Here is a 21,805-nt window from a genome sequence, read left to right as displayed (position 1 = left end):
TCTGCCCTCACCGCGGCCGACTGTCGGATACTGTTGCTGTCGCGTCTCGGCGGAGTGTCGATTCCGTGCATTGCTGACGCAACATCCGCCCCGGGCCGACGTCCGGCCCGGGCTCCGAGTCACAATCGACGCGCCATGCGACTCCTCCTGATCGAAGACGACGCCCACATCGCCCGCGAGCTGCTGCTGCGCTGGCGTGACAGCGAACGCCTCGCGCTGCACGCGCCCACGCTGGCCGACGCCGATGCGGCGCTGGCCCAGGGCACGTTCGACATCGTCCTGCTCGACCTCGGCCTGCCCGATGGCGACGGCATGGAATGGCTCACGGCCTACCGCGAGCGCGACCCGCAGGGCGCCGTGCTGGTCATGACCGCGCGAGACCGCGTCGCCGATCGCGTCAAGGGCCTGCGCCTGGGCGCCGACGACTATCTCGTCAAGCCCTTCGCGCCGGAGGAGCTCGACGCCCGCATCGACGTGCTGGTGCGCCGCGCCAACATCGCGCGCACGCATGCGATCCGCTTCGGCCGGCTCGACCTGATCCAGGAAACCTCCGAGGTGCTGCTCGACGGCAAGCGGCTGGACATGTCGCCGCGCGAGTTCGAGCTGCTGTTCATCCTGATGCGTGCCGCGCCGCGCCTGGTGCCCAAGCGCGCGCTGGTGGACGCGCTGTCCGAGCGCAACCTCGAGCTCAACGACGCCGCCGCCGAGCTCTACGTCTCGCGCCTGCGCAAGAAGCTCGAAGGTACGGGGACGGGTATCCGCACGCTGCGCGGCGTCGGCTACCAGCTGGCGATCTCGGCACCGGCTCCAGTACCGGCGCCGGCGCCGGAGAAGCCCGAGTGAACGCACGGCAGGTGCCGGCGCGGCCGATCCTGTACCGGCAGCTCACGCTGCGCCTGATGATCCCGCTGGTGCTGATCGTGGCCGTCGTCGGCGCATTCGGCCTCTACAGCACCGGTTCCGAGACGGCCACCGTGTTCGACCGCTGGCTGCTCGACGCGGCCGTGTCGCTGGCCGACCAGGTGCGCACCGGCAACGGCGGCGAGGCGAACACCGTCGACCTGCCCGAGGCCGCGCGCACGATGCTGGCCTACGACGAGATCGACCACACCTGGTTCAGCGTCCTGGATCGCGGCCGCGTGCTGATCGGCAGCTCGGGCATCCCGACCACCGGCACCAACGCGGTGGCCTACAGCGACGGCCGCGCATTCGACGCGGTCTACGGCGGCGCGCAGGTGCGCGTCGCCGCGGTCGGCGCGCCGTGCGCGGGCTGCGATCACGTGGTGGTGCTGGTGGCGGAAACCGTGCTGAAGCGCCAGCGTTCGAACCGCGTCGTCGAATGGCTGCTGTTCCCGCTGGGCCTGATGCTGGTGGTGACCTGCACCGCGATCTACATCGCCGTGCGCAGCACCGTGCGGCCGCTGGAGGCCATCGCCGAGCGCTGGAGCCGCCAGGCGCATGCGTCGCTGCAGCCGATCCCGCAGGACGACCTGCCCGACGAACTGACGCCGTTCGCCACCGCGCTCAACGACCTGTTGTCGCGCATCCGCGAGATCCTCGTGCGCGAGCGCATGTTCGCCGCCGCCGCCGCGCACCAGCTGCGCACGCCGCTCACCGCGCTGCGCCTGGGCATGGACCGGGCGCGCCACAGCCCCGATCTCGCCAGCGCCCGGGCGGTGCTCGACGAGTTGAAGCAGGTCACCGACCACACCGGCCGGCTGGTGCAGCAGCTGATGCTGCTCGGGCGCCTCGACCCCGAGGGCCGCGGCGACATCGACCGCACGGCGGTCGACCTGCGCGACATCGCGCGCGACGTCTGCGGCCTGTTCGCCGAGGTGGCGCTGGAGCAGCACGTCGACCTCGAGCTGCAGCTGCCGCCGACGCCGGTGACGGTCGTCGCGCAGACCGAGCTGCTCGCCGAGGCGCTGGCCAACCTGATCGACAACGCGATGAAGTCCGCCGGCCGCAAGGGCCAGGTGCTGGTGGCGGTGATCGAGTCGCCGGCCAGCCTGCGCGTGTGCGACAGCGGCCCCGGCATCAAGCCGTCCGAGCGCAAGGTGATCTTCGAACGCTACGCGCGCGGTTCGCGCCCGCGCTGGGAGGGCACGGGCCTGGGCCTGGCGATCGTGCACAATGTCGCGACGCTGCATGGCGCCAACGTCGCCATCACGGACGGCGAACTGGGCGGCGCCTGCTTCACCTTCGAGTTCGCGCGCCCCGCGAATTCCTAGTCCGGCTTGCGGCCGCGCACCGCGTTCGCGCGCGCCGCGGTCGTAATGCTGCCGTCGGCGGCGGCCTTCAACCGCTTGCGCAGGCGCGTTTTCAGCAACTCGGCGTCGCTGGCCGGCATCTCCGACATGCGCGGTGCGATGCGCGGGCCCTTGCGCGCGGCGGCCCAGAAGGCGTCGAAGCTCGCATAGGTGCGTTGCACGACGAGTTCGCGGGTCTCGACGTCGACCAGCCCGGCGTCCGTCCACGCCTGGCGCAGCGCCTCGAGGCGCGCCGCCTCCACGCTGGGCGGCCACAGCGGCGGATGGCCCAGCTTCTTCATCTCGTCCTGAAGCGCGAAGTACGGGAAGCCGCCGCCGAGGATGTCCCACGCGTACGCGCAGGCGCCGCCGCCGGGCCGGATCACGCGCGCCATCTCCGCGACGCCCCTGGCGGGCTCGGGCACGAAGAAGATCACCAGCGCCATGACGGCTGCGTCGACGCTGGCGTCCGCATACGGCAGCGCCATCGCGTCGCCCTGGCGGAACGTGGCGGGCGCGCGCGCGAGACGCGTGCGCGCGAAGGCGAGCTGCTCGTCGGACGGGTCGATGCCCTGAACCTCGCGCGCGGCGCAGCGTTGGACCAGCAACTCGGTGAACGCGCCGTTGCCGCAGCCCACGTCGACCCAGCGCAGGCCGGGCGCGGGCGACAGCCAGTCGAGGAAGGCGTGGCCCGCGAGCAGGCTCCACTTGCCCATGAAGTCCTCGTAGGCCTCGCCATCGTCGAAGCGGATCCGTTCGTCGGCCATCGTCGTTCCCCGGGGTTGACTGCGCAAGGCCAGTATCGCCCGCCGGCTCACGGCACCTCGATTGCCATGGTCGCGCATGACCCTCCACCAGACCGAGGCGTTCCTCGTCATCGGCGCCATGCTGGCGCTTTTCATGAGCGGCCGCCTGCGCTTCGATCTCGTCGCGGCACTGGCGCTGGTCGTGGCCGTCGCCCTCGGCGTGGTGCCCAGCGCCAAGGCGTTCTCGGGCTTCTCCAATCCAGTGATCATCATCATCGGCTCGGTGCTGGTGGTGAGCCGAGCCATCGCGGCGTCCAACGTGCTCGACGTGTGGATCGGCGCGCTGCTGGCGCGCGTGAAGTCGCCGTCGCTGCAGATCGGCATCCTCACCGCCGCGGTCGGCTACCTGTCGGCCTTCATCAAGAACGTGGGCACGCTGGGCATCGTGATGCCGGTGGCGATCCAGGCGGCGCGGCGCTCGAACCAGCCGCGCTCGGCCTACCTGATGCCGCTGGCGTTCGGCTCGCTGGTGGGCGGCACCATCACGCGCATCGGCACGTCGCCCAACCTGCTGATCTCCAGCGTGCGGCAGCAGCTCGGACAGCCCGCCTACAACCTGTTCGACTTCGTGCCGGTGGGGCTGCCGCTGACGACGATCGCGATCGTCTTCCTCGCCTTCGGCTGGCGGCTGATCCCGAAGCGCGAAGGGCAGAAGTCGGCCGACGAGGCGTTCTCGATCGAGGCCTATTCCACCGAGCTGCGCGTGCCCGAGACGCCGGCCGCGCCCGATCTCACCGTCAAGGGCTTCGAGGAGCTCTCCGAAGGCGAGGCCTCGATCGCGGCGATCCTGCGCGAGGGCTCGCGTCGCTACATCCCGGCCGAGGACTGGCGCGTCTACCCGGGCGACGTCCTCGTCGTGCTGGGCGACCCGACGGTCATCGACAAGGTCGTCTCCAAGACCGGCTACGAGATCCACGGCTCGAAGGAACTGGCGCAGCCGGAACACAGGACCGACGAGATGGAAGTGGTCGAGGTCATCGTGACGGCCGATTCGATGCTGGTGGGCCAGACGCCCGCGTCGCTGGAGCTGCGCCATCGCTTCGGCGTCAACCTGTTCGCGGTGCGCCAGGCGAGCAAGGCCTCGGTCAGGCGGCTGCGCTCGCATCGCTTCGCGGCGGGCGACGTCGTGCTGCTGCAGGGCTGGGGCAAGAACCTCGCGTCGTCGGTGGACGAGCTTGGCGTGCTGCCGCTGGCCGACCGCAAGCTCACGCTGGGGCGCAACGCGAGCGGTCTGATCCCGATCGGGTTGCTGGCCGTTGCGCTGCTGCTCGTCGGCCTGCGGCTCGTGGACGTCGAAGTGGCCTTCTTCGGGTGCGCGGCGCTGACGGTGCTGACGCGGCAGATCAACTTCAAGGAGGCCTATGCGGCCGTCGAATGGCCGGTCATCGTGATGCTGGCCTGCCTGATCCCCGTGGGCGAGGGCCTGAAGGACACGGGCGCCACGGCGCTGATCGCCAACAGCCTCACGCACGCGGCCACGCACGTGCCCGGCTACGCCGCGGTGGGCCTCGTGCTGCTCGCGGCGATGCTGCTGACGCCGCTGCTGCACCACGCCGCGGCGGTCATCGTGCTGGGGCCGGTGGCCGCGGCCGTCGCGACCAACCTCGGCTACCGCATCGACCCGTTCCTGATGGCTGTGGCGCTCGGCTGCGCCTGCGACTTCCTGACGCCGATCGGCCACCAGAACAACACGCTGGTGATGGGCCCGGGCGGCTACCGCTTCGGCGACTACTGGCGGCTCGGGCTGCCGCTGACGATCATGGTGCTGTTCGTCGGCACGCCGCTGATCCTGCACGCGTGGCCGCTGAAGTGAGGCGCTGAAATGAAAGCGGCGCGACCAAGCGCGCCGTCCCGTCGAAGGTTGCGGGCAGCGTCAGTTCGACGCGAGCGTCTGGCCGGACTTCTCGGTGCGCTCGCCCGCCGTCTCCCACTCGGGCATGCCGCCGCGGAACCAGTAGACGTGCTTGTAGCCGGCGGCGATCGCGGCGCGGCTGGCCTTGTACGACTTCCAGCATTCCGGGCCGTTGCACTGGAACACGATGTTCTGCTCGCGATCGAGCCTGGCGAGGCCCGGGAAGCTGTCGGCCTTCGCGTCGAACGCGATGTCCTTCAGGCTCTTCTCGCCGTAGGGCAGCCACAGCGCGCCGGGGATGTGCTTGTCCCGGTATTCGTCGGCGATGCGCGTGTCGACCAGCACCGCCCCGTTGCCCACCAGCGCCTTGACCTCGGGCAGCGTGACCACCGTCGCGCCGGGCAGGGCCTTGGGCGTGAACGTGCCGAGCTCGGCGACGCGCGTGTACGGCGCGAGGTCGGGATGCGCGTAGACCGGCTTCAGGCCGCAGGTGGTGGCGTCGTTCTCGAACCAGCGCGCGAGCTTGGCGCGCTCGTCGGCGGGCAGCTTCTTGCGCACCGCCACCGAGAAGCCGCCCGGCACGGCGCTCGAGACGGCGAGCACCTTCGCGATGCCGCCGTGCTCCTTGTTCCAGTCCTCCCAGTCGTTGCGCCGCACGATGGTGGCCTCCGACGAGCCGATCAGCAGCGCGAACAGGCCGGCCTGCGGATAGCGCTCGTAGTCGACCTGCTTGAGGTCCTTGAAGCTCAGGCCGTTGGCATTGAGCATGCCGCGCGCGAGGTAGGTGTAGATCGAGTCCTGCTGCGGCAGGTAGATCTGTCCGCCGCGCAGGGCGCCGACCGAGCCGATGCGGTTGCGGCCCACCAGCAGGTACTGCTCGTCGGAATCCGTGGCGCCCACCAGCGCGTAGCCGTGCGCCAGCGCCGAGGCCGCGACCTGCGGCGGCGAGATGAACACGTCGTAACCACCGCTGCGCGTCGCGCGCATCGCGTCGCTCAGGTCGTCGGTGGTGGTGACGGTGACCTGCTCGTGCAATACCCTGGACAGGTGATCCTGGAGCGCGTCGCGCGACACCATCATGCCGTCCTTGCGCTGGGTGGGCTCGATGACGACCAGCGCGGTGATGTCGGCGAGCGCGCGTGCGCTAAGAAGGCAGAACAGCAGGAAAGTGGTGAGATGTTTCACGGCTTTCGTCCTCATGACGGTGATAACGAAGTTCGACTGGACGCCCTGCGAAGACTCTCGTGATCCGTCGCGGATCCGGGTCCCATCCCTCGTGCATGACGCGGTCCAGCGTACGGAGTTTCGATACCCCGTGCTGTATCTAGACGAAACCGGTTTTGCACAAACGCACTCCGGATCTACACTGGCGGCGCACTGCCGAGTCGACTTCCCGTGTTGCCATCGACGCGTCGTTCCGTGTCGATGTCCAGGTCTCCCTACAAGGACGCGTCATGACGGATCTCCCCCGCAACCGCCTGCGCCGCAGGCTCGTCGTCGGCGGCGGCATCGCCGCCACCGGACTCGGCGCGTTCAGCCGCGCCGCGCGCGCGCAGCGCACGAGCGTCGATCTTCCCGTGGTCAACGGGCACCGCGAGCTCGTGGCGTTTCCCGAGAAGCGCCCGTTGATCGTGCTCACCACTCGGCCGCCGCAGCTCGAGACGCCGTTCGAGGTCTTCAACGACGGCCTCATCACGCCCAACGACGCGTTCTTCGTGCGCTATCACAACGCCGGCATCCCGACCTCGATCGACGGCGACAGGCATGTCATCAAGATCGGCGGCAACGCCGCGGGCAAGCCCTTCGTTCTGACGATGGCCGACCTGCGCACGCAGTACAAGCCGGTCGAACTGGTGGCCGTCAACCAGTGCTCGGGCAACAGCCGCGCGCTGTTCAACCCGCGCGTCACGGGCGGCCAGCTCACGAACGGCGCGATGGGCAACGCGCGCTGGGTCGGCGTGCCGCTGAAGGACATCCTCGTCCGCGCCGAGCTCAAGGACAGCGCCAGGCAGGTCACCTTCGACGGCCTCGACCTCGCGCTGATGGGCGGCGGCGACTTCGTCAAGGCGCTCGACATCGCGCAGGCCATGAACGGCGAGGTGATGATCGCCTACCAGATGAACGGCGCCGACCTGCCGATGCTCAATGGCTACCCGGTGCGCCTCGTCGTGCCCGGGTACTACGGCACGTATTGGGTCAAGCACCTGTCCGAGATCCAGGTGATCGACCAGGTCTTCGACGGCTTCTGGATGAAGCCCGCGTACCGTGTCCCCGACAACGCCTGCGCGTGCGTCGAGCCCGGCACCGCGCCGGCGGCCACGCGCCCGATCGGCCGCTTCAACGTGCGCTCGTTCATCACCTCGATCGGCGACGGCGCGCGCGTGGCGGCGGGCAGCCCGCTCGCCGTGCGCGGCATCGCGTTCGACGGCGGGCAGGGCATCCGCGAGGTCGCGTACAGCACCGACGGCGGCCAGAGCTGGCGCGAGGCCACGCTCGGCCAGGAGCTCGGCCGCTTCTCGTTCCGCGAGTTCACGTTCGGCTTCACGCCGCAGGCCGGTGGGCACGACCTGCGCGTGCGCGCGTTCAACCGCTCCGGCGAGAGCCAGTCGATGCAGGCCCTGTGGCAACCCGCGGGCTACATGCGCAACGTCGTCGAGTCTGTCAAGGTCACGGCGATCTGAGGAGCGCGAACATGAAGCACACCCCCTGTCTCGTCGTTGCCCTGCTGGCCGTCCTGGCCGCGCCGATCGCCGCCAAGGACATCCAGCTGCCGCCCGACACCGTCCAGCTCACGCCCAGCCCGCTGCCGGGCTATGCCAAGGCGCAGGCCAACTGCACGATGTGCCATTCGGCCGAGTACATGCGCTACCAGCCGCCGAGCGCGGCGCGGCCGTACTGGGACGCGATGGTGCATCGCATGAAGGCGGTCTTCAAGGCGCCGATCGCCGACGAGGACATGCCCGAGATCGTCGACTACCTCGCGAAGACCTACGGCAACGAGCAGCCGAAGTGATCGTCCGCGCAGCCTGTCCGGCGAACGCTGCGGTTCGTCGCAGGCCGCGTGCGCGGCGTGTGGCGCGGCCCTAGGCTTCGCGACCTGTGACGCACGGCGATGGTCGCCGTGGACAGGACGAGAGGTCCACACGATGAATCGAATTTCGCTGCTGCTGTGCGCGTGTCTCGCGCTGCTCGCCGGTGCCGCATCCGCCCAGGACACCGCCGCCGCCGACGCGCTCGATAACGCGATGCGCGGCACGGCGGTGCCGGCGATGGCCGTGCTCGAGATGCGCGACGGCCAGGTCGCGCGCGAGGCGGTGCGCGGCGTGCGCCGCAACGACGGCACCGAGCCGGCGCGGCTGGACGACGCGTGGCTGATCGGCTCCGATGCCAAGCCCATGACGGCCGCGCTGGTCGCGAAGCTCATCGACCGCAAGCTGCTGTCGTGGACGACGCCGCTGTCCGAGATGCTGCCGACGCTGGCGTCCCGCATGCGACCGGAATACCGCGGCGTGACGCTGGAACAGCTGTTGTCGCACCACGCCGGCCTGCCGCACGATGCGAGCGACGAGGCCTTCTTCAACGCGTTCTTCCACGACACGCGCCCGCTGCCCGAGCAGCGCCTGGACTACATCGGCAAGGCGTTGGCCGAGGCCCCGGTCGCCGCGCCCGGCACGAAGTTCGAATACAGCAACACCGGCTTCCTGGTCGCCGCGGTGATCGCGGAGCGCGTGGCGGGCAAGCCCTACGAGGCGCTGGTGCGGCAGGAGGTCTTCGAGCCGCTGGGCATGCACGGCGTCGAGTTCGGCGCCATGCACGCGAACCAGCCGCAGGGCCATCACGACGGCAAGCCCGCGCAGCTGGCGGACACCAACCCCGACATGTTCGCGCCCGCCGGCAACATGGCGATGCCGCTGCGCGACTGGGCGGCGTTCTGCCTCGACCAGATGGCGGGCGGCGAAGGCCACGGCAGGCTGCTGTCGGCTGCGTCGTACCGCGAGATGCAGACCGTGCAGCCCGGCGGCGGCAGCGCGGGCCTCGGCTGGGGCATCCAGGCCTCGCTGGGCGGCCACGCCGGCCCGGTGTGGATGCATGCGGGCTCCGACGGCACTGGCTACGCGATCGTCGCGCTGTTTCCCGCGAGCAAGCGCGGCCTGCTGGTCGTCGCAAATGCCGGCGACGAGATGGGCGGCGCCAAGGCTGCGCGCGACGCGATGGTCGCGCTGATGAAGTCCTATCCCTGAGGACTCTTCAGGTGCTGCGGCAGCGCGCTCAGCAGCGCGCGCAGCGCGAGCGGCAGCAGGACGAGGTCGTCGACCGCGCCGAGCATCGGCATCGCGAGGCTCAGCGGATCCAGCGCGAAGAACGCGAGCAACACGGTGGCGGGTAGCAGCCAGGCGGGCCGGTCGGGGTGCTGCAGCGCGCGCCACAGCAGCCTCAGGTCGCGTCCGCCCTGGCGCCAGAAGAGGAAGAGTCGGCGCATCGTGGCTCCTTGTCGGGCACAGGCGCCCGAAAGCATTCATCTTGGGTCCATCGCGGCGATTTCAATGCGGGCGCTAGACTGCGCGGCCACGCAAACACCGGAGATCCAGCCCATGCTCAACGGCAGCTGCCACTGCGGCAACGTCCGCCTCGAAGTGCCCGACCGTCCCGCGTCGCTGATCCTGTGCAACTGCTCGATCTGCCGCCGCTACGGCGCGCTGTGGGCGTTCTATCCGCGCGAGGAGGTGCGGCTGTCCGGCCATCCGGAACACACCGTCGGCTACATCTGGGGCGAGCGCACCATCGAGACCTTCCGCTGCACAGGCTGCGGCTGCGTGACGCACTGGGAGTCGCTGGCGCCGAAGCCGGGCGGCAAGATCAGCGTGAACATCCGCAACTTCGACCCGCACGAGATCGGCGACGTGCGGCTGCGGCGCTTCGACGGCGCCGACGCCTGGGCCTATCTCGACTGAGGCCGGTCACAATGGCCGCATGACTTCCTTCCAGACGAACAAGAATTCGCGGCGCGTCCTTCAACTGCTCGCCATCGCGGCGACCGTCGCCTGCGCCGGCTGCGAGGCGCCGATCGACATGGTGCACCGCGTCTCGGTCGACGTGCAGGCGCATCCGAAGGATCTGCGCGCCTGCGTGATCGAGGCCATCAAGGGCGTCGACGGCGTGCCCGGCATCGATCCGCCGTCCGGCGGCATCGAGCAGTCGCTCGTCGAGTTCCGCACCACGCTGCCCTACGTGTCGGGCGAGGTGGAGCGGCAGGGCGACGACGGCGTGCGGGTCAGCATCGAGGTGCTGTCGCGCGTGGAGCCGGACAACTTCTGGGCCTTCGCGCAGCCGCGCGCCAAGGCCATCGGCGACGCCATCGTCGCGAAGTGCGGCGCGCTCTGACCGGCCGCGCTACAGGTCGAAGTTCGTCGGCAGCATCACGACGTCGCGGATGGTCATCCCCCGCGGCCGCGTCAGCATGAACAGCACGACCTCGGCCACCTCGCTCGCATCGAGCAGGCTGCCCGACGCGCGCGCCTCGGCGAGCTTGTCGGCCGGCCAGTCGGCGATCAACGCCGTCACCACCGGCCCCGGCGAGATCGCGCCCATGCGGATGCCGTGCCTGAACACCTGGCGGCGCGTGGTCTGCACGAAGCAGTCGATCGCCCACTTCGACGACGCGTAGACCGGCTCCCACGGCGTCGGGTAGTGCGCGGCGAGCGAGCTGGTGACGATGATGTCGCCCGAGCCGCGCGCGATCATGTGCGGCAGCACGTCGCGCACGTTCTTCATCACGACGTTGACGTTGAGCGTGAGCATGCGGTCGATCGCGTCCGCCTGCGCGTCGACGAGGTCGCCGCCGATGTAGAGGCCCGCGTTGGCGTGCAGGATGTCGACGCGGCCGGCCAGGCCCAGCGCCGCGGGCACCAGCGACGCGCAGGCCTTTGCGTCGAGCAGGTCGATGACCAGCGGCAGCATCGCGTCGCCGTGCGGCGCGCAGGCGGCCTTCAGGGCGGCCTCGTCGCGATCGACCATCACGACGCGCGCGCCCGCCGCGACCAGTGCCTTCGCGCTCGCCAGCCCGATGCCGGACGCCGCGCCGGTGACGACGGCCACCTGACCGCTTAATGAGTGGGACATCAGGCGTGCTCCTTGATGAAGAGGTCGCGGTCGGGCGCGAAGTTGGCGTGCAGCGGCAGCAGCGCGCCGCCGAGCGCGCCGGCGTCCGCGCCGATGCTGCCCGCGAACAGCTGCGGCACGCTGACGCCTTCCCAGTTCGAGCGCCGCATCGCGGCCTCGGTCGCGGCGATCAGCTCGTCGAGCAGGCCGCGGTCGATCGCGCCGTCGACGATCACGCCGTCGAGGTCGAGCAGGCAGACCGCGCTCTGGATCGCGTGCGCGATCGCGGCCGCCGCGTCGGCGAGCCATGCGCGCGTGACGTCGCGCCACGGCGCCTGCAGCGCCTCGGGGCCGTCGAAGCCAGGGTCGGCCAGGCCCGCGTTGCGCCAGGCCTGTTCGAGCGTGTGCAGCGAGGCGACGCTGAGCAGCTGCGGGGCGGCGCCGCGGCCGCCGGGCAGGCCCAGCGGCATCGAGCCGATCGCGCCGGCGTTGCCGGTCAGGCCGTTGCGCAGGTGGCTGTCGATCACCAGGCCGCCGCCGATGAACGTGTCGACGAAGATGTAGAGAAAGCTGTGCATGCCGCGCCCGCGGCCCTCGACGAGCTCGGCGACGCACGCGGCCGCGGTGTCCTTCATCGCATGCACGGGCCCGTCGCACATCGCGGCGACGGCCTCGCGCAGGTCGAGGCGGTTCCAGCGCTCGGCGGCCTCGGACGTCACGCCCAGCAGCGACTGCCAGCTGCTCAACGCGAGCGGCGCGGCCAGGCCGACGCCCTGCAGGCGGTCACGCCGATCGGGGCCCAGCTTGCGGCGGATCGCGGCGAAGCGCGCGCGCAGCTCGGCCAGCACGTCCTCCGGATCGGGGAAGCTGTAGGCGAGCGACCAGCGCGCGCACGGCTTGCCGCTGAAGTCGATCAGCAGCGTGTCGAGCCGGCGCCGGCCCACCTTGATGCCGATCGCGTACGCGCCCTCGGGGTCGAGCGACAGCGGCACCGACGGCTGCCCGACCTTGCCGCGCACCGGCTCGCCCTTGCGCAGGTAGCCGTCGTCGATGAGGCTCTTGGTGATCATCGACACCGTCTGCGCGGTCAGGCCGGTGAGCCGCGCGATCTCCACGCCCGGCAGCGCACCGTGCAGCCGGATCGCCTGCAGCACCACACGTTCGTTGTACTGGCGCAGCCCGCCCTGGCTGGACCCGCGCGGGCGCAGGTGGGCGCGTTCCGCGCGCGCGTGGGTCTCGGTCACGATGGTCTCAATGGGCGAGGGCGTCTGCGGGAAGGTCTTCGGGACGCAGCGCGCCGGTCATCACGGCCACGGTGTCGCTCATGCCGATCTTCTTCGGATTCAGCACGGTCGCGCGCTTGCCCAGGCGCGCGACGTGGATGCGGTCGGCCACCTCGAACACGTGCGGCATGTTGTGCGAGATCAGCACCACCGCCAGGCCGCGGTCGCGCACGCGGCGGATCAGCTCCAGCACCATGCCGCCTTCCTTGACGCCCAGCGCCGCGGTCGGCTCGTCCATGATGACGACGTGCTTGGCGAACGCGGCCGCGCGTGCGACGGCCACGCACTGCCGTTGTCCGCCCGACAGCGTCTCCAGCGCCTGCGACATCGAGCGGATGCCCACCTTCAGCTCCGCCAGCCGCGCGATGCTCTCCTCGATCATGCGGCGCTTGTCCAGCATGCGCAGCACGTTGCCGCGCCAGCCGGGGCGCCGCATCTCGCGGCCGAGGAACAGGTTCTCGGCGATGGTCATCGCGGGCGCGACGGCGAGATCCTGGTAGACCGTCTCGATGCCCGCGCGCCGTGCCTCGATCGGGCTGCGGAACTTCGTGACGACGCCATCGAGCTGGATCTCGCCCGAGTCGGGCACGGTCGCGCCCGACAAGGCCTTGATCAGCGAGGACTTGCCGGCGCCGTTGTCGCCGATCACCGCGAGGATCTCGCCGGAGCGCAGCTCGAAGTCGGAGCCGTCGAGCGCGACGACCTGGCCGTAGCGCTTGACCAGCGACGTCGCCTTCATCACCACACGGGGGGTTGCGATCGCGTTCATCAGCGGGCTCCCCGACGCGAGAGTTGATCGGCGGTGACGGCCAGGATGACCAGCACGCCCGTGACCAGCACCTGGTAGATCGACGACACGCCCATCAGTGTCAGCCCGTTGCGGAACACGCCGACCACCAGCGCGCCGACCAGCGAGCCCACGATCACGCCGCGGCCGCCGAACAGGCTGGTGCCGCCGAGCACGACGGCGGTGATGGCGTCGAGATTGTCGGTCTGGCCGGCGTTCGGGTCGCCCACGCCGGTGCGCGACACGCTCAGCAGCGACGCGACGCCGTACAGCGCGCCGGCCACGACGTAGACGACCAGCAGCACGCGCTGCGTCGCGATGCCCACCAGCCGCGTGGCCTCGGGGTTGTTGCCGACCGCGTAGACGTGGCGTCCGGCGGCGGTCTCGCGCAGCACGAACCAGGCGAGTCCGTACATCGCCAGCATCACGATCGTGCCCCACGCGAACTGCGTGCCGCCGATCGAGAAGGTGTCGCCGAGCGCCGTCATCACCGGCGGCAGGTCGGTGACGGTCTGCGCGCCCGAGTACAGCTGCGTCGCCGCGAACGCGATGTTCATCGTGCCGAGCGTCACGATGAACGACGGCAGGCGGATGCGCGTCACCAGCAGCCCGTTGACGAGCCCGAACGCCGAGGTCACCGCGATGCCGCACAGGATCGCGAACACCGGCGGCATGCCCAGCGTCGTCGCGAAGCGGGTCATCACGATGCCGCCCAGCGCCATCAGCATGCCGCACGACAGGTCGATGCCGCCGGTCAGGATCACCAGCGTCTGGCCGATCGCGATCACGCCGACGACGGCCTCCTGCTGCAGGATCAGCGAGAAGTTGGCGCCCGTCAGGAAGTGCTCGCTCTGCGTGGCGAAGAACACGCACGCGAGCACCAGCGCGATCACCGGGCCGAGGACGGCGACGCTGAGGCCCGCGGGCCATTGCAGCCCGCCGACGTTCGGCTTCGTCGCCTTGGCGTCAGGCACCACGGCGGTCATTGGAGCCCCTCCCGCGCCGGGTACGGCGCTCCGTCCCCCGAGGGGACTGCGGGCCTTCTTGGGGCGGCCCGGCGCGCGGCCCGCAAACAGGTTGACACGGAATCGACCATCTCACTTGCCCCAGCACAGCGATTCGCCGACCTTGGAGTCCTTGCTGTCGACGCCTGCCATCGGCTTGTCGGCGATCAGCGTGACGCCCGTGTCGGTATAGCCGCTGACCTTGGTGCCCTTGGTCGCGTAGTCGACGCCCGCGGCCACGCCCAGCGCGGCCATCTTCAGCGGGTATTGCTGCGACGTCGCCTGGATGATGCCGGCCTTGACGTTGCGGATGCCCGCGCAGCCGCCGTCCACCGACACGATGACCACGCCCTTTTCCTTGCCCGCGCGCTTGAGCGCCGTGTACGCGCCCGCGGCGGCCGGCTCGTTGATCGTGTAGATCAGGTTGACGTCGGGGTTCTTCTGCAGGCAGTTCTCCATCGCCGTCTGGCCCTTGGCCTGGTCGCCGTAGCTGTCGGCCTGGCAGATGATCTCCGGCGCGGTGCCCAGCGTGTTGACCGACTTGTCGGGCGCGGCCAGGCCGAAGCCCTTCATGAAGCCGTTGTGGCGTTGCGCGCCGACCGGGTGGCCGGGGAACAGGTCGAGCGTGACGATCTTCGCGGGCTTGCCGGCGAGCGCCGCCTTCGCGTACTCGCCGATCAGGATGCCGGCCTTGTAGTTGTCGGTGGCGAACAGGGCGTCGGTGGCGTCCTGCGGGTCGGTCGGGCTGTCGAGCGCGATCACCATCACGCCCTTGGCGCGCGCCTTCTGGATCGCCGGCACGATGGCCTTGGAATCGTTGGCCGTGATCATGATGGTCTTGGCGCCGGCCGTCATCATGTTCTCGATGGCCGTGACCTGCGCGGCGTTGTCGCCGTCCTGCTTGCCCGCGGCCGTCAGCAGCTTGGCGCCGCGCGACTTGGCCATCTCGGTGGCGCCTTCCTTCATCTTGACGAAGAAGGGGTTGGTGTCGGTCTTGGTGATCAGGCCGATCACGGGCTGGTCCGCGCTCACGGCGACGGTGGTGACGGCCGCGAGGGCGGCGATGGCGAGCAGGGACGAAGCGGACTTCAGCATGGTTTGTCTCCGATGCGTTGAGGAAGGCCGCTTCTGCGGCGGCGTGGCGTGGGGCGATTGTGAGGACGCGCGATTAATAAATCAAGCGGAGTGATTAATGGAAAACCCAGGGGAGCCCGCGCCGCGTGCCATCGCCGACAATCGGGCCACCATGCTGCTGCGCCTCCATCACGCCGCGATCATCTGCTCGGACTACGAGCGCTCGAAGCGCTTCTACACGCAGGTGCTGGGCCTGCGCGTGCTCGACGAGCACTGGCGAGCGGCGCGGCGCTCGTGGAAGCTCGATCTCGCGCTGCCGGACGGTTCGCAGCTCGAGCTGTTCTCGTTCGACGGCGCGCCGCCACGGCCGTCGTATCCCGAAGCCCGCGGGCTGCGCCACCTCGCGTTCGCGGTGGCCGACGTCGCGCGTGCCAAGGCCGAGCTGGAGGCGCAGGGCGTGGCCGTCGAGGCGATCCGCGTCGACGAGTACACCGGCCGGCGCTTCACCTTCTTCGCCGATCCGGACGAGCTGCCGCTGGAACTCTACGAAGACTAGACACGCGACGCGGCTTGCGTCGGACCATCCGCGGTCATATACTGAACAAAATGGTTCAGTATTCACCCGCCCGCCTCGACGCTTCCTTCGCCGCGCTCTCGGACGCCACGCGCCGCGGCGTGCTCGAGCAGCTCGGGCGCGAGGACGCGTCGATCACGCAGCTGGCCGAGCGCTTCCACATGACGCTGACGGGCATGAAGAAGCACGTCGGCGTGCTGGAGCAGGCGGGGCTGGTCAGCACCGAGAAGGTCGGGCGCGTGCGCACGTGCCGCATCGGCCACGGCGCCCTGGACGAGGCGGCGGCCTGGATCGAGGCCTATCGCCAGATGTGGGACGCCCGCTTTTCCGAGCTGGACAGGATCGTCCAGGAATTGAAACGCAAGGAGCAGAGAGATGGCCGACGGAAGAAATCGTGAGACCCGCCCCACGACGGCGGAGCGCCGCGGCGATCGCGAGATCGTCGTGACGCGCACCTTCGACGCGCCGGCCCGGATCGTGTTCGAGGCCTGGACGCGTCCGGAGTTGTTCAAGCAGTGGTGGGTGCCGAAGTCGAGCGGCCTCAAGCTGCTGTCGCTGGACCAGGACGTTCGCGTGGGCGGCGGCTATCGCCTGGTGTTCGACCTCGGGGACTCGAAGACGCTGGCCTTCTTCGGCAGCTACCTCGAGGTCGCGCCGCCGTCGCGTCTGGTGTGGACGAATGAGGAAAGCGAGGACGGTGCCGTGACCACGGTCACCTTCGAGGAGAAGGGCGGCCAGACGCTGCTGACGCTGACCGAGGCCTATCCGACCAAGGAATCGTTCGAGCGCAACGTCGGCAGCACGGACGGCCTGCCCGAGCAGTTCGGCCAGCTCGACGAGCTGCTGCCCACGCTGGGTTAGCCGCGCACGAACTCGCGCTGCAGCAATCCGAGCTGCACGAGGTCGCGCCGCTCGCCCATCCACAACCCGGCCTCGCGCAGCAGGCCTTCCTCGACGAAGCCGAGCGACTTCAGCAGCTTGAGCGACGGCGCGTTGAGCGGATGCACCTGCGCCTCGATGCGTTCGACGTCCATCCTGTCGAAGGCCCACGCGAAGATCGCGCGCAGCGCCTCGGCCATGTAGCCCCGGCCCTGCGCGTGGCGCGCGAGCTCGTAGCCGGTCAGGCAGGTGCGCCAGCCGCGATTCCAGCGGAACACGCCGCAGGTGCCCAGCAGCGCGCCGCCGCGCGCCGGATCGGCGTGCACGATGCCCCAGCGCACGCCCGGGCTGGGCTGCTGGCGCAGGTTGGCGAAGCCGGCGATCACCTTCTCGGCGGCCTCGAGGTCGGCCAGCGGATCGGTGCCGAACCACTTCATCGCCTCGGCGTCGCCGTGTATCGCCAGCAGCGCGGGCGCGTCGCTCGCGACGATCTCGCGCAGCTGCAGGCGCTTCGTCGACAGCGACGGGAAGGCGTCGTCGGAAGTCATCGGCAAGTCTCCGTGCTGCGCACTGCGAGGCGAGCGCCTTCGGGCGGCCGTGCGTCGCTCATGCCGCCCCCAGCCGCCACAGCGAGGTGACTTCCCGGCTGCGCGCCGCGAACAGCGGGTCGGACGGATCTCCCGCCTTCGGGTGCGTGGGCCGGGTGTCGTGGCGCGCGACGACGCGCAGGCCGGCATCGGCGATCCACGCCAGCATCTGCTCGCGGGTGCGCAGGCCCAGGTGCTCGGCGAGGTCGGACATCACGAGCCAGCCTTCGCCGCCCGGCGCCAGGTGCGCCGCCAGGCCGGCCAGGAAGGCGCGCAGCATCGCGCTGTCCGGGTCGTAGACCGCGCGCTCGATGGCCGCGTTGGCCGGCGTCGGCACCCACGGCGGGTTGCAGACGACGAGCGCGGCGCGGCCCTCGGGGAACATGTCGGCCGCGACCACGCGCACCTGCTTCGCGAAGCCCAGGCGCGCGACGTTCTCGGTCGCGCAGGCGATCGCGCGCGGGTCGAGGTCGGTGGCGACGACCTGCTGCACGCCGCGCTTCGCCAGCAGCGCGGCGATCACGCCGGTGCCGGTGCCGATGTCGAAGGCGAGCGATTGCGCGCCTGGCGCGAGCGTCGGAAGGGGCGCCTGCGCGATCAGGCCGAGGTACTCGCCGCGCAGGGGCGAGAAGACGCCGAACCACGGATGGATGCGGCCGCCGAGCGCGGGCACGTCCACGCCCTTCTTGCGCCATTCGTGCGCGCCGATCAGGCCCTGCAGCTCGCGCAGCGACGCGATGGACGGCGTGCCGTCGGGCGCGCCCCAGGCCTCGCCCAGCGCGGCGCGGACGTCGGGCGCGCGCCGCAGCGCGATCGTGTGGTCGGGCTCGAACTCGAGCAGCACGCGACCGAGCAGCGCGGCGCGTCGCGCCTGCGCCTCGCGGTGGCGCGCGAACGCGTCACGCGCGCGCGCGGCCGGGTCAGCCTCGGTGCGCGCCGGCGCGGGCGCGCGGCCGTCGGCGCGCGGTGGCTTGTCGACGCGGCGGCCGAGGGCCTGCAGCAGCTGGCGGCCGTTGTGGAAGTCGCCGCGCCACAGCAGGCCGGTGCCTTCGTTGATCAGGCGGAAGGCCGCATTGGCGGGCAGCGCGTCGTCGGCGGGCTGCAGCGTCGCGGGCATCGCCTGCGATTCGGAGCGCCAGCGCGCGCGCCGCGGCGCGCCGGATTCTTCCCAGGTGATCCAGGGGTCTTGTTCTGTCATGCCCGAATCATGACATTGCCGTGCGTCCGAGCCTATTTGCGCAGCCGTCGCACCCACTGGTTGACCAGGTCGCGCGACGCCGTCGGGATCTCCACCCACAGTCCGCCGCAATGGATGTAGTGGCCGCGCACGGTCATGTGCGTGGTCTTGATCGCGCCGGTCACCGGCGTGATCCTGTTCGGATCGTTCAGGCCCGGCACGGCCAGCGCGATGTTGAGGACGGTGTGCGCCGGGATGCCGACCTCCGAGATCAGGCCGATGCCGCTCTCCGACAGGTCATACACGTTCAGCTCGACGATGCGATCGCTCGCCAGCAGCACGCGCGCCCGCCAGTCGGCGCGCACGCGCGACTCCTTGCGGTTGTCGTCCTTCGGCTTGCCGGCCGCGGCAGGCTTGGGCAGCGCTGCCGGGCTGTCGAACAGCGCGTCCGCATCATCCTGGTCGTCGGGCATGGAGGCCTCCTTGCTGCCGCTGACGCAGCATCAGGATGCGCCTTTGTCCGCGGCGGCGTCAAGGCGCCAAACCCGGCGGCGCATCTCGGCCGTGGAAACGACAAGGGGCCCGGAGGCCCCTGCAAGGCGCGATGCCGGCACGCGTCAGACGCGGTTCATCGACAGGCCCGACGTGCTGCGCAGGCGGTCGATGACATGCTGCGCGATCTTCGTCAGCGGCAGCACCTCGTTGGCCGCGCCGGCGGCGATGGCCTCGCGCGGCATGCCGAACACGACGCAGGTCGCCTCGTCCTGGCAGACGTTGTAGCTGCCGGCGTCGCGCATCGTGCGCATGGCCTTGGCGCCGTCGGCGCCCATGCCGGTGAGCATGATGCCCAGCGCGTTCTGGCCGACGACGCGGGCCGCCGACTCGAACAGCACCTCGACCGAGGGCTTGTGGCGGTTGACCGGCTCGCCGTCGCTGACGCGGGCGATGTAGTTGGCGCCGGAACGCTCCACGCTCAGGTGGAAGCCGCCCGGGGCGATGTAGGCGTGGCCGGGCAGGACGCGCTCGCCGTCGACGGCTTCCTTGACGCGGATCTTGCACAGCCCGTCGAGCCGGTTGGCATACGACTTCGTGAAGCCCGGCGGCATGTGCTGCGTGATGACGACGGCCGGCGAATCCGGCGGCAGGTTCATCAGCAGTTCCTTGGTGGCCTCGGTGCCGCCGGTGGACGCGCCGATGAAGATCAGCTTCTCGGTCGACAGCCGGCCGATCGACTGCGCGGCCGGCCTGGGCGCCGCCGCGGCGCCGGCGACGGTCGTGGCCGCCGGAATGTGCGGCTTGGCGACGCGTGCCTTCGAGGCGGTGCGTACCTTCTCCGTGATCTCGTCGGCGAGCTGCTTCAAGCCGTCGGCGACGCCGATCTTGGGCTTGGCGACGAAGTCGATCGCACCGAGCTCGAGCGCCTTCAGCGTCACTTCGGCGCCGCGCTCGGTCAGCGTCGACACCATCACGACCGGCATCGGCCGCAGGCGCATCAGCTTGGACAGGAAGTCGATGCCGTCCATGCGCGGCATTTCCACATCCAGCGTGATGACGTCCGGGTTGAGGTTGCGGATCATCTCGCGCGCCGCGAACGGGTCGCTGGCCGAGCCGACGCATTCCATGTCGGGCTGGCGGTTGATGATCTCGGTGAGCAGGCTGCGCACCAGCGCGGAGTCGTCGACGACGACCACTCGGGTCTTTGCCATGGCTGTTGTTCTCCCTGTTGTCGTCCGGTCAGAACAGGTCGACCGAGCCGCCGCCCGTCGAGGCCGGAGCGGCCTTCTGCGCGGCGATGCGGTCCTGCTGCACCAGCGCCTCGGCGTTCGTCGGCGCGAGGCGCTTGACCATGGCCTTGCCGGTCGCCGGCAGGAAGCAGACCTTGCGCGGATAGATCTCGAGCACGTCCTTGGAGACGACCGGGATGCGTTCCATCGCGAGGAAGTCCATCACGAACTTGGTGTTGCGCTCGCCGACGTTGATCGAGTTCATGCCGGCGATGACCGCGCCGCCGCCGAAGACCTTGGCCTCCATCGTCATGCGGGTCGCGCCACGCTTCATCATCTCGTTGATCAGCAGTTCCATCGCGTACGAGCCGTAGCGGCCCGAGTCGCCGCTGCCCTCGGGCAACATGAAGTGGTTCATGCCGCCGACCTTGGCCTGGCGGTCGTACAGGCACGCCGCGATGCACGAGCCGAGCGTGGTCATGACCAGCAGTTCCTCGTTGTCGACGTAGTACTCGCCGGGCAGCACCTTGACCGCTTCGTTCTGGAAGTGCGCGTCGTAGAAGAAGAACGACGCCTCGCCGGGCTTGCGCGCGACGGACTTCAGCTTCTCGAGGCGCGAGCCGGGGCCCGAGGTCGCGCGCATCAACGGGGGCCGCGCGACGGCAGCGGCTGGCGTGGATTGGAGGGAAGCCATGTGCGGAAGCCTGAAGGTATTGATGAAATCCGGGGGGGGGCGAGGCGGGAGGGGCGCCTCGTCAGACGCGCTTGTAGATGGTCTTGCCCTGCAGGACGAACAGGTCCCGCGAGTCGGTGAAGTTCTCGGAGTGGCCAACGAACAGCAGGCTGCCGGGCTTCATCACGGCGTGGATGTGCTCGAGCACCTTGCGCTGCGTGGCGTGGTCGAAATAGATCATCACGTTGCGGCAGAAGACCATGTCGAACGGCTCGCCCAGCGACCACTGCGCGGCCATCAGGTTGAACGTGCGGAACTCGATCATCTTCTGCAGCTCGGGCTTGACGCGCATGAAGCCCGCGTTGGCGCCGGTGCCGCGCATCATGTGCCTTTGCAGGCGCTGCGGCGACAGGCCGCGCGAGTCGGCCGCGTAGACGCCGCGCTGCGCGGTGGCCAGCACCTTGGTGTCGATGTCGGTGGCCAGCAGCTTCGCGCCGGCGCAGCCGCCTTCGAGCAGCGTCATCGCGATCGAGTAGGGCTCCTCGCCGGTCGACGCCGCGTTGCACCACATGCGCACCGGGCGGCCTGCGAAGGTCTTCAGGTGTTCGGCCAGCGCGTGGAAATGGTGCTCCTCGCGGAAGAACGAGGTCAGATTGGTCGTCAGGCAGTTGATGAACTCCTGCCACTCCTGCTCGCCCGCGGCGCCGCTGGCGCGCTCGAGGCCGTTCAGGTAGTCGGCGAAGCTGCGGTCGCCCGTCTCGCGCAGCCGGCGCGACAGGCGGCTGTAGACCATGGCCCGCTTGCCATCGTGCAGGCTGATGCCCGCGCGCTGGTAGATCAGCTTCTGCACGCGCTGGAAATCCCCGTTGCTGAACGTGAATTCGTGGCTGGCGGCGTCGGCGTTGTCGAATGCGAGGTCGGTGCTCATCGTCTTGTGTGTCTGCCCGTGAACCGAGGGATCGGTATGGGGTTATCGGTCGCTGCCAGCCAGTCTCAAGAGTCTTGCCGCCCGCCGGCGCCTGAAGTTGGGCCTGAAA

The 21,805-nt window shown here is 70.1% G+C and carries 25 protein-coding genes; 11 read left to right on the top strand and 14 right to left on the bottom strand.

The window, feature by feature from the left end:
• Positions 1 to 135 precede the first annotated feature (135 nt).
• Entirely contained in the window at positions 136 to 843 is a 708-nt protein-coding gene (locus LPC04_RS26730) for a response regulator transcription factor (protein WP_275685378.1), read from the top strand.
• Positions 840 to 2,231: a sensor histidine kinase gene (locus LPC04_RS26725; RefSeq protein WP_275685377.1), complete on the top strand. Its 1,392-nt coding sequence runs from the start codon at positions 840 to 842 to the stop codon at positions 2,229 to 2,231. Before LPC04_RS26730 ends, LPC04_RS26725 begins: the two co-directional genes overlap by 4 nt.
• Here LPC04_RS26725 and LPC04_RS26720 read toward each other — a convergent pair.
• Positions 2,228 to 3,016: a class I SAM-dependent methyltransferase gene (locus LPC04_RS26720; protein WP_275685376.1), complete on the bottom strand. Its 789-nt coding sequence runs from the start codon at positions 3,014 to 3,016 to the stop codon at positions 2,228 to 2,230. The genes LPC04_RS26725 and LPC04_RS26720 overlap by 4 nt on opposite strands.
• A 76-nt stretch (positions 3,017 to 3,092) precedes the next feature.
• On the opposite strand from LPC04_RS26720, the gene LPC04_RS26715 reads away from it, so the two are divergent.
• Entirely contained in the window at positions 3,093 to 4,868 is a 1,776-nt protein-coding gene (locus LPC04_RS26715) for an SLC13 family permease (RefSeq protein WP_275685375.1), read from the top strand.
• A gap of 60 nt (positions 4,869 to 4,928) precedes the next feature.
• On the opposite strand, the gene LPC04_RS26710 is transcribed toward LPC04_RS26715, so the two are convergent.
• Positions 4,929 to 6,092, bottom strand: coding sequence for a rhodanese-like domain-containing protein (locus LPC04_RS26710; protein WP_275685374.1), 1,164 nt, complete (start codon positions 6,090 to 6,092; stop codon positions 4,929 to 4,931).
• A 269-nt stretch (positions 6,093 to 6,361) separates the two neighbouring features.
• Here LPC04_RS26710 and sorA point away from each other — a divergent pair, with 269 nt between their 5' ends.
• The 3 genes from sorA to LPC04_RS26695 all read left to right on the top strand — a co-directional run bounded on the left by sorA (position 6,362) and on the right by LPC04_RS26695 (position 9,148).
• Positions 6,362 to 7,588 (top strand): SorA family sulfite dehydrogenase catalytic subunit, encoded by a 1,227-nt coding sequence (gene sorA / locus LPC04_RS26705; RefSeq protein ID WP_275685373.1) that lies wholly within the window; start codon positions 6,362 to 6,364, stop codon positions 7,586 to 7,588.
• 11 nt (positions 7,589 to 7,599) lie between these two features.
• Complete coding sequence (sorB, locus tag LPC04_RS26700) at positions 7,600 to 7,920, top strand: SorB family sulfite dehydrogenase c-type cytochrome subunit (RefSeq protein WP_275685372.1); 321 nt, start codon at positions 7,600 to 7,602, stop codon at positions 7,918 to 7,920.
• Positions 7,921 to 8,053: 133 nt separating this feature from the next.
• Positions 8,054 to 9,148 carry a serine hydrolase domain-containing protein gene (locus LPC04_RS26695; RefSeq protein ID WP_275685371.1) on the top strand — a complete coding sequence of 365 codons (1,095 nt, stop codon included), beginning with the start codon at positions 8,054 to 8,056 and terminating at the stop codon, positions 9,146 to 9,148.
• Here LPC04_RS26695 and LPC04_RS26690 read toward each other — a convergent pair.
• Complete coding sequence (locus tag LPC04_RS26690) at positions 9,139 to 9,387, bottom strand: hypothetical protein (RefSeq protein WP_275685370.1); 249 nt, start codon at positions 9,385 to 9,387, stop codon at positions 9,139 to 9,141. The genes LPC04_RS26695 and LPC04_RS26690 overlap by 10 nt on opposite strands.
• Positions 9,388 to 9,499: 112 nt before the next feature.
• On the opposite strand from LPC04_RS26690, the gene LPC04_RS26685 reads away from it, so the two are divergent.
• Both LPC04_RS26685 and LPC04_RS26680 read left to right on the top strand, forming a co-directional pair.
• The gene (locus tag LPC04_RS26685; protein ID WP_275685369.1) at positions 9,500 to 9,859 is read left to right on the top strand and encodes a GFA family protein; all 360 of its coding nucleotides are present in this window, start codon (positions 9,500 to 9,502) and stop codon (positions 9,857 to 9,859) included.
• 19 nt (positions 9,860 to 9,878) lie between these two features.
• Positions 9,879 to 10,289, top strand: a complete 411-nt coding sequence (locus LPC04_RS26680) for a hypothetical protein (protein ID WP_275685368.1) — start codon at positions 9,879 to 9,881, stop codon at positions 10,287 to 10,289.
• Between the two features lie 9 nt (positions 10,290 to 10,298).
• Here the strand turns inward: LPC04_RS26680 and LPC04_RS26675 are convergent, their stop codons facing one another.
• The 5 genes from LPC04_RS26675 to LPC04_RS26655 form a co-directional block, all read right to left on the bottom strand.
• Positions 10,299 to 11,027, bottom strand: a complete 729-nt coding sequence (locus tag LPC04_RS26675; RefSeq protein ID WP_275685367.1) for an SDR family oxidoreductase — start codon at positions 11,025 to 11,027, stop codon at positions 10,299 to 10,301.
• Positions 11,027 to 12,250 carry an ROK family transcriptional regulator gene (locus LPC04_RS26670; protein WP_275685366.1) on the bottom strand — a complete coding sequence of 408 codons (1,224 nt, stop codon included), beginning with the start codon at positions 12,248 to 12,250 and terminating at the stop codon, positions 11,027 to 11,029. Before LPC04_RS26670 ends, LPC04_RS26675 begins: the two co-directional genes overlap by 1 nt.
• A gap of 7 nt (positions 12,251 to 12,257) precedes the next feature.
• Positions 12,258 to 13,058, bottom strand: a complete 801-nt coding sequence (locus LPC04_RS26665; RefSeq protein ID WP_275685365.1) for an ATP-binding cassette domain-containing protein — start codon at positions 13,056 to 13,058, stop codon at positions 12,258 to 12,260.
• Complete coding sequence (locus LPC04_RS26660) at positions 13,058 to 14,062, bottom strand: ABC transporter permease (protein WP_275685364.1); 1,005 nt, start codon at positions 14,060 to 14,062, stop codon at positions 13,058 to 13,060. The genes LPC04_RS26665 and LPC04_RS26660 overlap by 1 nt, the downstream gene beginning before the upstream one ends.
• 111 nt (positions 14,063 to 14,173) lie before the next feature.
• On the bottom strand, positions 14,174 to 15,175 hold the full coding sequence (locus LPC04_RS26655) for a sugar ABC transporter substrate-binding protein (RefSeq protein WP_275685363.1): 1,002 nt from the start codon (positions 15,173 to 15,175) through the stop codon (positions 14,174 to 14,176).
• A gap of 151 nt (positions 15,176 to 15,326) precedes the next feature.
• Between LPC04_RS26655 and gloA2 the strand changes: the two genes are divergently transcribed.
• From gloA2 to LPC04_RS26640, 3 genes are read left to right on the top strand one after another with little or no spacing between them, the layout of a single operon-like run.
• Positions 15,327 to 15,710 (top strand): SMU1112c/YaeR family gloxylase I-like metalloprotein, encoded by a 384-nt coding sequence (gene gloA2, locus LPC04_RS26650; RefSeq protein ID WP_275685362.1) that lies wholly within the window; start codon positions 15,327 to 15,329, stop codon positions 15,708 to 15,710.
• Between the two features lie 50 nt (positions 15,711 to 15,760).
• Positions 15,761 to 16,126 (top strand): ArsR/SmtB family transcription factor, encoded by a 366-nt coding sequence (locus LPC04_RS26645; RefSeq protein ID WP_275685361.1) that lies wholly within the window; start codon positions 15,761 to 15,763, stop codon positions 16,124 to 16,126.
• Positions 16,104 to 16,589: an SRPBCC domain-containing protein gene (locus LPC04_RS26640; RefSeq protein ID WP_275685360.1), complete on the top strand. Its 486-nt coding sequence runs from the start codon at positions 16,104 to 16,106 to the stop codon at positions 16,587 to 16,589. Before LPC04_RS26645 ends, LPC04_RS26640 begins: the two co-directional genes overlap by 23 nt.
• Here LPC04_RS26640 and LPC04_RS26635 read toward each other — a convergent pair.
• From LPC04_RS26635 to LPC04_RS26610, 6 genes are all read right to left on the bottom strand, one after another.
• Positions 16,586 to 17,155 (bottom strand): GNAT family N-acetyltransferase, encoded by a 570-nt coding sequence (locus LPC04_RS26635; RefSeq protein ID WP_275685359.1) that lies wholly within the window; start codon positions 17,153 to 17,155, stop codon positions 16,586 to 16,588. The genes LPC04_RS26640 and LPC04_RS26635 overlap by 4 nt on opposite strands.
• Positions 17,156 to 17,213: 58 nt before the next feature.
• Positions 17,214 to 18,392, bottom strand: a complete 1,179-nt coding sequence (locus LPC04_RS26630; protein ID WP_275685358.1) for a class I SAM-dependent methyltransferase — start codon at positions 18,390 to 18,392, stop codon at positions 17,214 to 17,216.
• A gap of 32 nt (positions 18,393 to 18,424) precedes the next feature.
• Positions 18,425 to 18,844 carry a hypothetical protein gene (locus tag LPC04_RS26625; RefSeq protein ID WP_275685357.1) on the bottom strand — a complete coding sequence of 140 codons (420 nt, stop codon included), beginning with the start codon at positions 18,842 to 18,844 and terminating at the stop codon, positions 18,425 to 18,427.
• A 144-nt stretch (positions 18,845 to 18,988) separates the two neighbouring features.
• The gene (locus tag LPC04_RS26620; RefSeq protein ID WP_275685356.1) at positions 18,989 to 20,077 is read right to left on the bottom strand and encodes a protein-glutamate methylesterase/protein-glutamine glutaminase; all 1,089 of its coding nucleotides are present in this window, start codon (positions 20,075 to 20,077) and stop codon (positions 18,989 to 18,991) included.
• A 28-nt stretch (positions 20,078 to 20,105) separates the two neighbouring features.
• Entirely contained in the window at positions 20,106 to 20,789 is a 684-nt protein-coding gene (gene cheD / locus LPC04_RS26615) for a chemoreceptor glutamine deamidase CheD (RefSeq protein ID WP_420854776.1), read from the bottom strand.
• A 61-nt stretch (positions 20,790 to 20,850) separates the two neighbouring features.
• Positions 20,851 to 21,696 carry a CheR family methyltransferase gene (locus tag LPC04_RS26610; protein WP_275685355.1) on the bottom strand — a complete coding sequence of 282 codons (846 nt, stop codon included), beginning with the start codon at positions 21,694 to 21,696 and terminating at the stop codon, positions 20,851 to 20,853.
• Between the last annotated feature and the right edge of the window lie 109 nt (positions 21,697 to 21,805).

Origin of the sequence: Scleromatobacter humisilvae (assembly GCF_023231945.1) — a bacterium.
Lineage (GTDB): Bacteria > Pseudomonadota > Gammaproteobacteria > Burkholderiales > Burkholderiaceae_C > Scleromatobacter > Scleromatobacter humisilvae.
This window is presented reverse-complemented; position numbering and strand designations above follow the sequence as displayed.

What these genes read in the sequence shown, in the direction of transcription:
- LPC04_RS26730 (WP_275685378.1), top strand. Translation starts at nt 136, where the DNA reads ATGCGACTCCTCCTGATCGAAGACGACGCCCACATCGCCCGCGAGCTG.
- LPC04_RS26720 (WP_275685376.1), bottom strand. Translation starts at nt 3,016, where the DNA reads ATGGCCGACGAACGGATCCGCTTCGACGATGGCGAGGCCTACGAGGAC.
- LPC04_RS26715 (WP_275685375.1), top strand. Translation starts at nt 3,093, where the DNA reads ATGACCCTCCACCAGACCGAGGCGTTCCTCGTCATCGGCGCCATGCTG.
- sorA (WP_275685373.1), top strand. Translation starts at nt 6,362, where the DNA reads ATGACGGATCTCCCCCGCAACCGCCTGCGCCGCAGGCTCGTCGTCGGC.
- sorB (WP_275685372.1), top strand. Translation starts at nt 7,600, where the DNA reads ATGAAGCACACCCCCTGTCTCGTCGTTGCCCTGCTGGCCGTCCTGGCC.
- LPC04_RS26695 (WP_275685371.1), top strand. Translation starts at nt 8,054, where the DNA reads ATGAATCGAATTTCGCTGCTGCTGTGCGCGTGTCTCGCGCTGCTCGCC.
- LPC04_RS26690 (WP_275685370.1), bottom strand. Translation starts at nt 9,387, where the DNA reads ATGCGCCGACTCTTCCTCTTCTGGCGCCAGGGCGGACGCGACCTGAGG.
- LPC04_RS26685 (WP_275685369.1), top strand. Translation starts at nt 9,500, where the DNA reads ATGCTCAACGGCAGCTGCCACTGCGGCAACGTCCGCCTCGAAGTGCCC.
- LPC04_RS26680 (WP_275685368.1), top strand. Translation starts at nt 9,879, where the DNA reads ATGACTTCCTTCCAGACGAACAAGAATTCGCGGCGCGTCCTTCAACTG.
- LPC04_RS26675 (WP_275685367.1), bottom strand. Translation starts at nt 11,027, where the DNA reads ATGTCCCACTCATTAAGCGGTCAGGTGGCCGTCGTCACCGGCGCGGCG.
- LPC04_RS26665 (WP_275685365.1), bottom strand. Translation starts at nt 13,058, where the DNA reads ATGAACGCGATCGCAACCCCCCGTGTGGTGATGAAGGCGACGTCGCTG.
- LPC04_RS26660 (WP_275685364.1), bottom strand. Translation starts at nt 14,062, where the DNA reads ATGACCGCCGTGGTGCCTGACGCCAAGGCGACGAAGCCGAACGTCGGC.
- LPC04_RS26655 (WP_275685363.1), bottom strand. Translation starts at nt 15,175, where the DNA reads ATGCTGAAGTCCGCTTCGTCCCTGCTCGCCATCGCCGCCCTCGCGGCC.
- gloA2 (WP_275685362.1), top strand. Translation starts at nt 15,327, where the DNA reads ATGCTGCTGCGCCTCCATCACGCCGCGATCATCTGCTCGGACTACGAG.
- LPC04_RS26645 (WP_275685361.1), top strand. Translation starts at nt 15,761, where the DNA reads ATGGTTCAGTATTCACCCGCCCGCCTCGACGCTTCCTTCGCCGCGCTC.
- LPC04_RS26640 (WP_275685360.1), top strand. Translation starts at nt 16,104, where the DNA reads ATGGCCGACGGAAGAAATCGTGAGACCCGCCCCACGACGGCGGAGCGC.
- LPC04_RS26635 (WP_275685359.1), bottom strand. Translation starts at nt 17,155, where the DNA reads ATGACTTCCGACGACGCCTTCCCGTCGCTGTCGACGAAGCGCCTGCAG.
- LPC04_RS26630 (WP_275685358.1), bottom strand. Translation starts at nt 18,392, where the DNA reads ATGACAGAACAAGACCCCTGGATCACCTGGGAAGAATCCGGCGCGCCG.
- LPC04_RS26625 (WP_275685357.1), bottom strand. Translation starts at nt 18,844, where the DNA reads ATGCCCGACGACCAGGATGATGCGGACGCGCTGTTCGACAGCCCGGCA.
- LPC04_RS26620 (WP_275685356.1), bottom strand. Translation starts at nt 20,077, where the DNA reads ATGGCAAAGACCCGAGTGGTCGTCGTCGACGACTCCGCGCTGGTGCGC.
- cheD (WP_420854776.1), bottom strand. Translation starts at nt 20,789, where the DNA reads ATGGCTTCCCTCCAATCCACGCCAGCCGCTGCCGTCGCGCGGCCCCCG.
- LPC04_RS26610 (WP_275685355.1), bottom strand. Translation starts at nt 21,696, where the DNA reads ATGAGCACCGACCTCGCATTCGACAACGCCGACGCCGCCAGCCACGAA.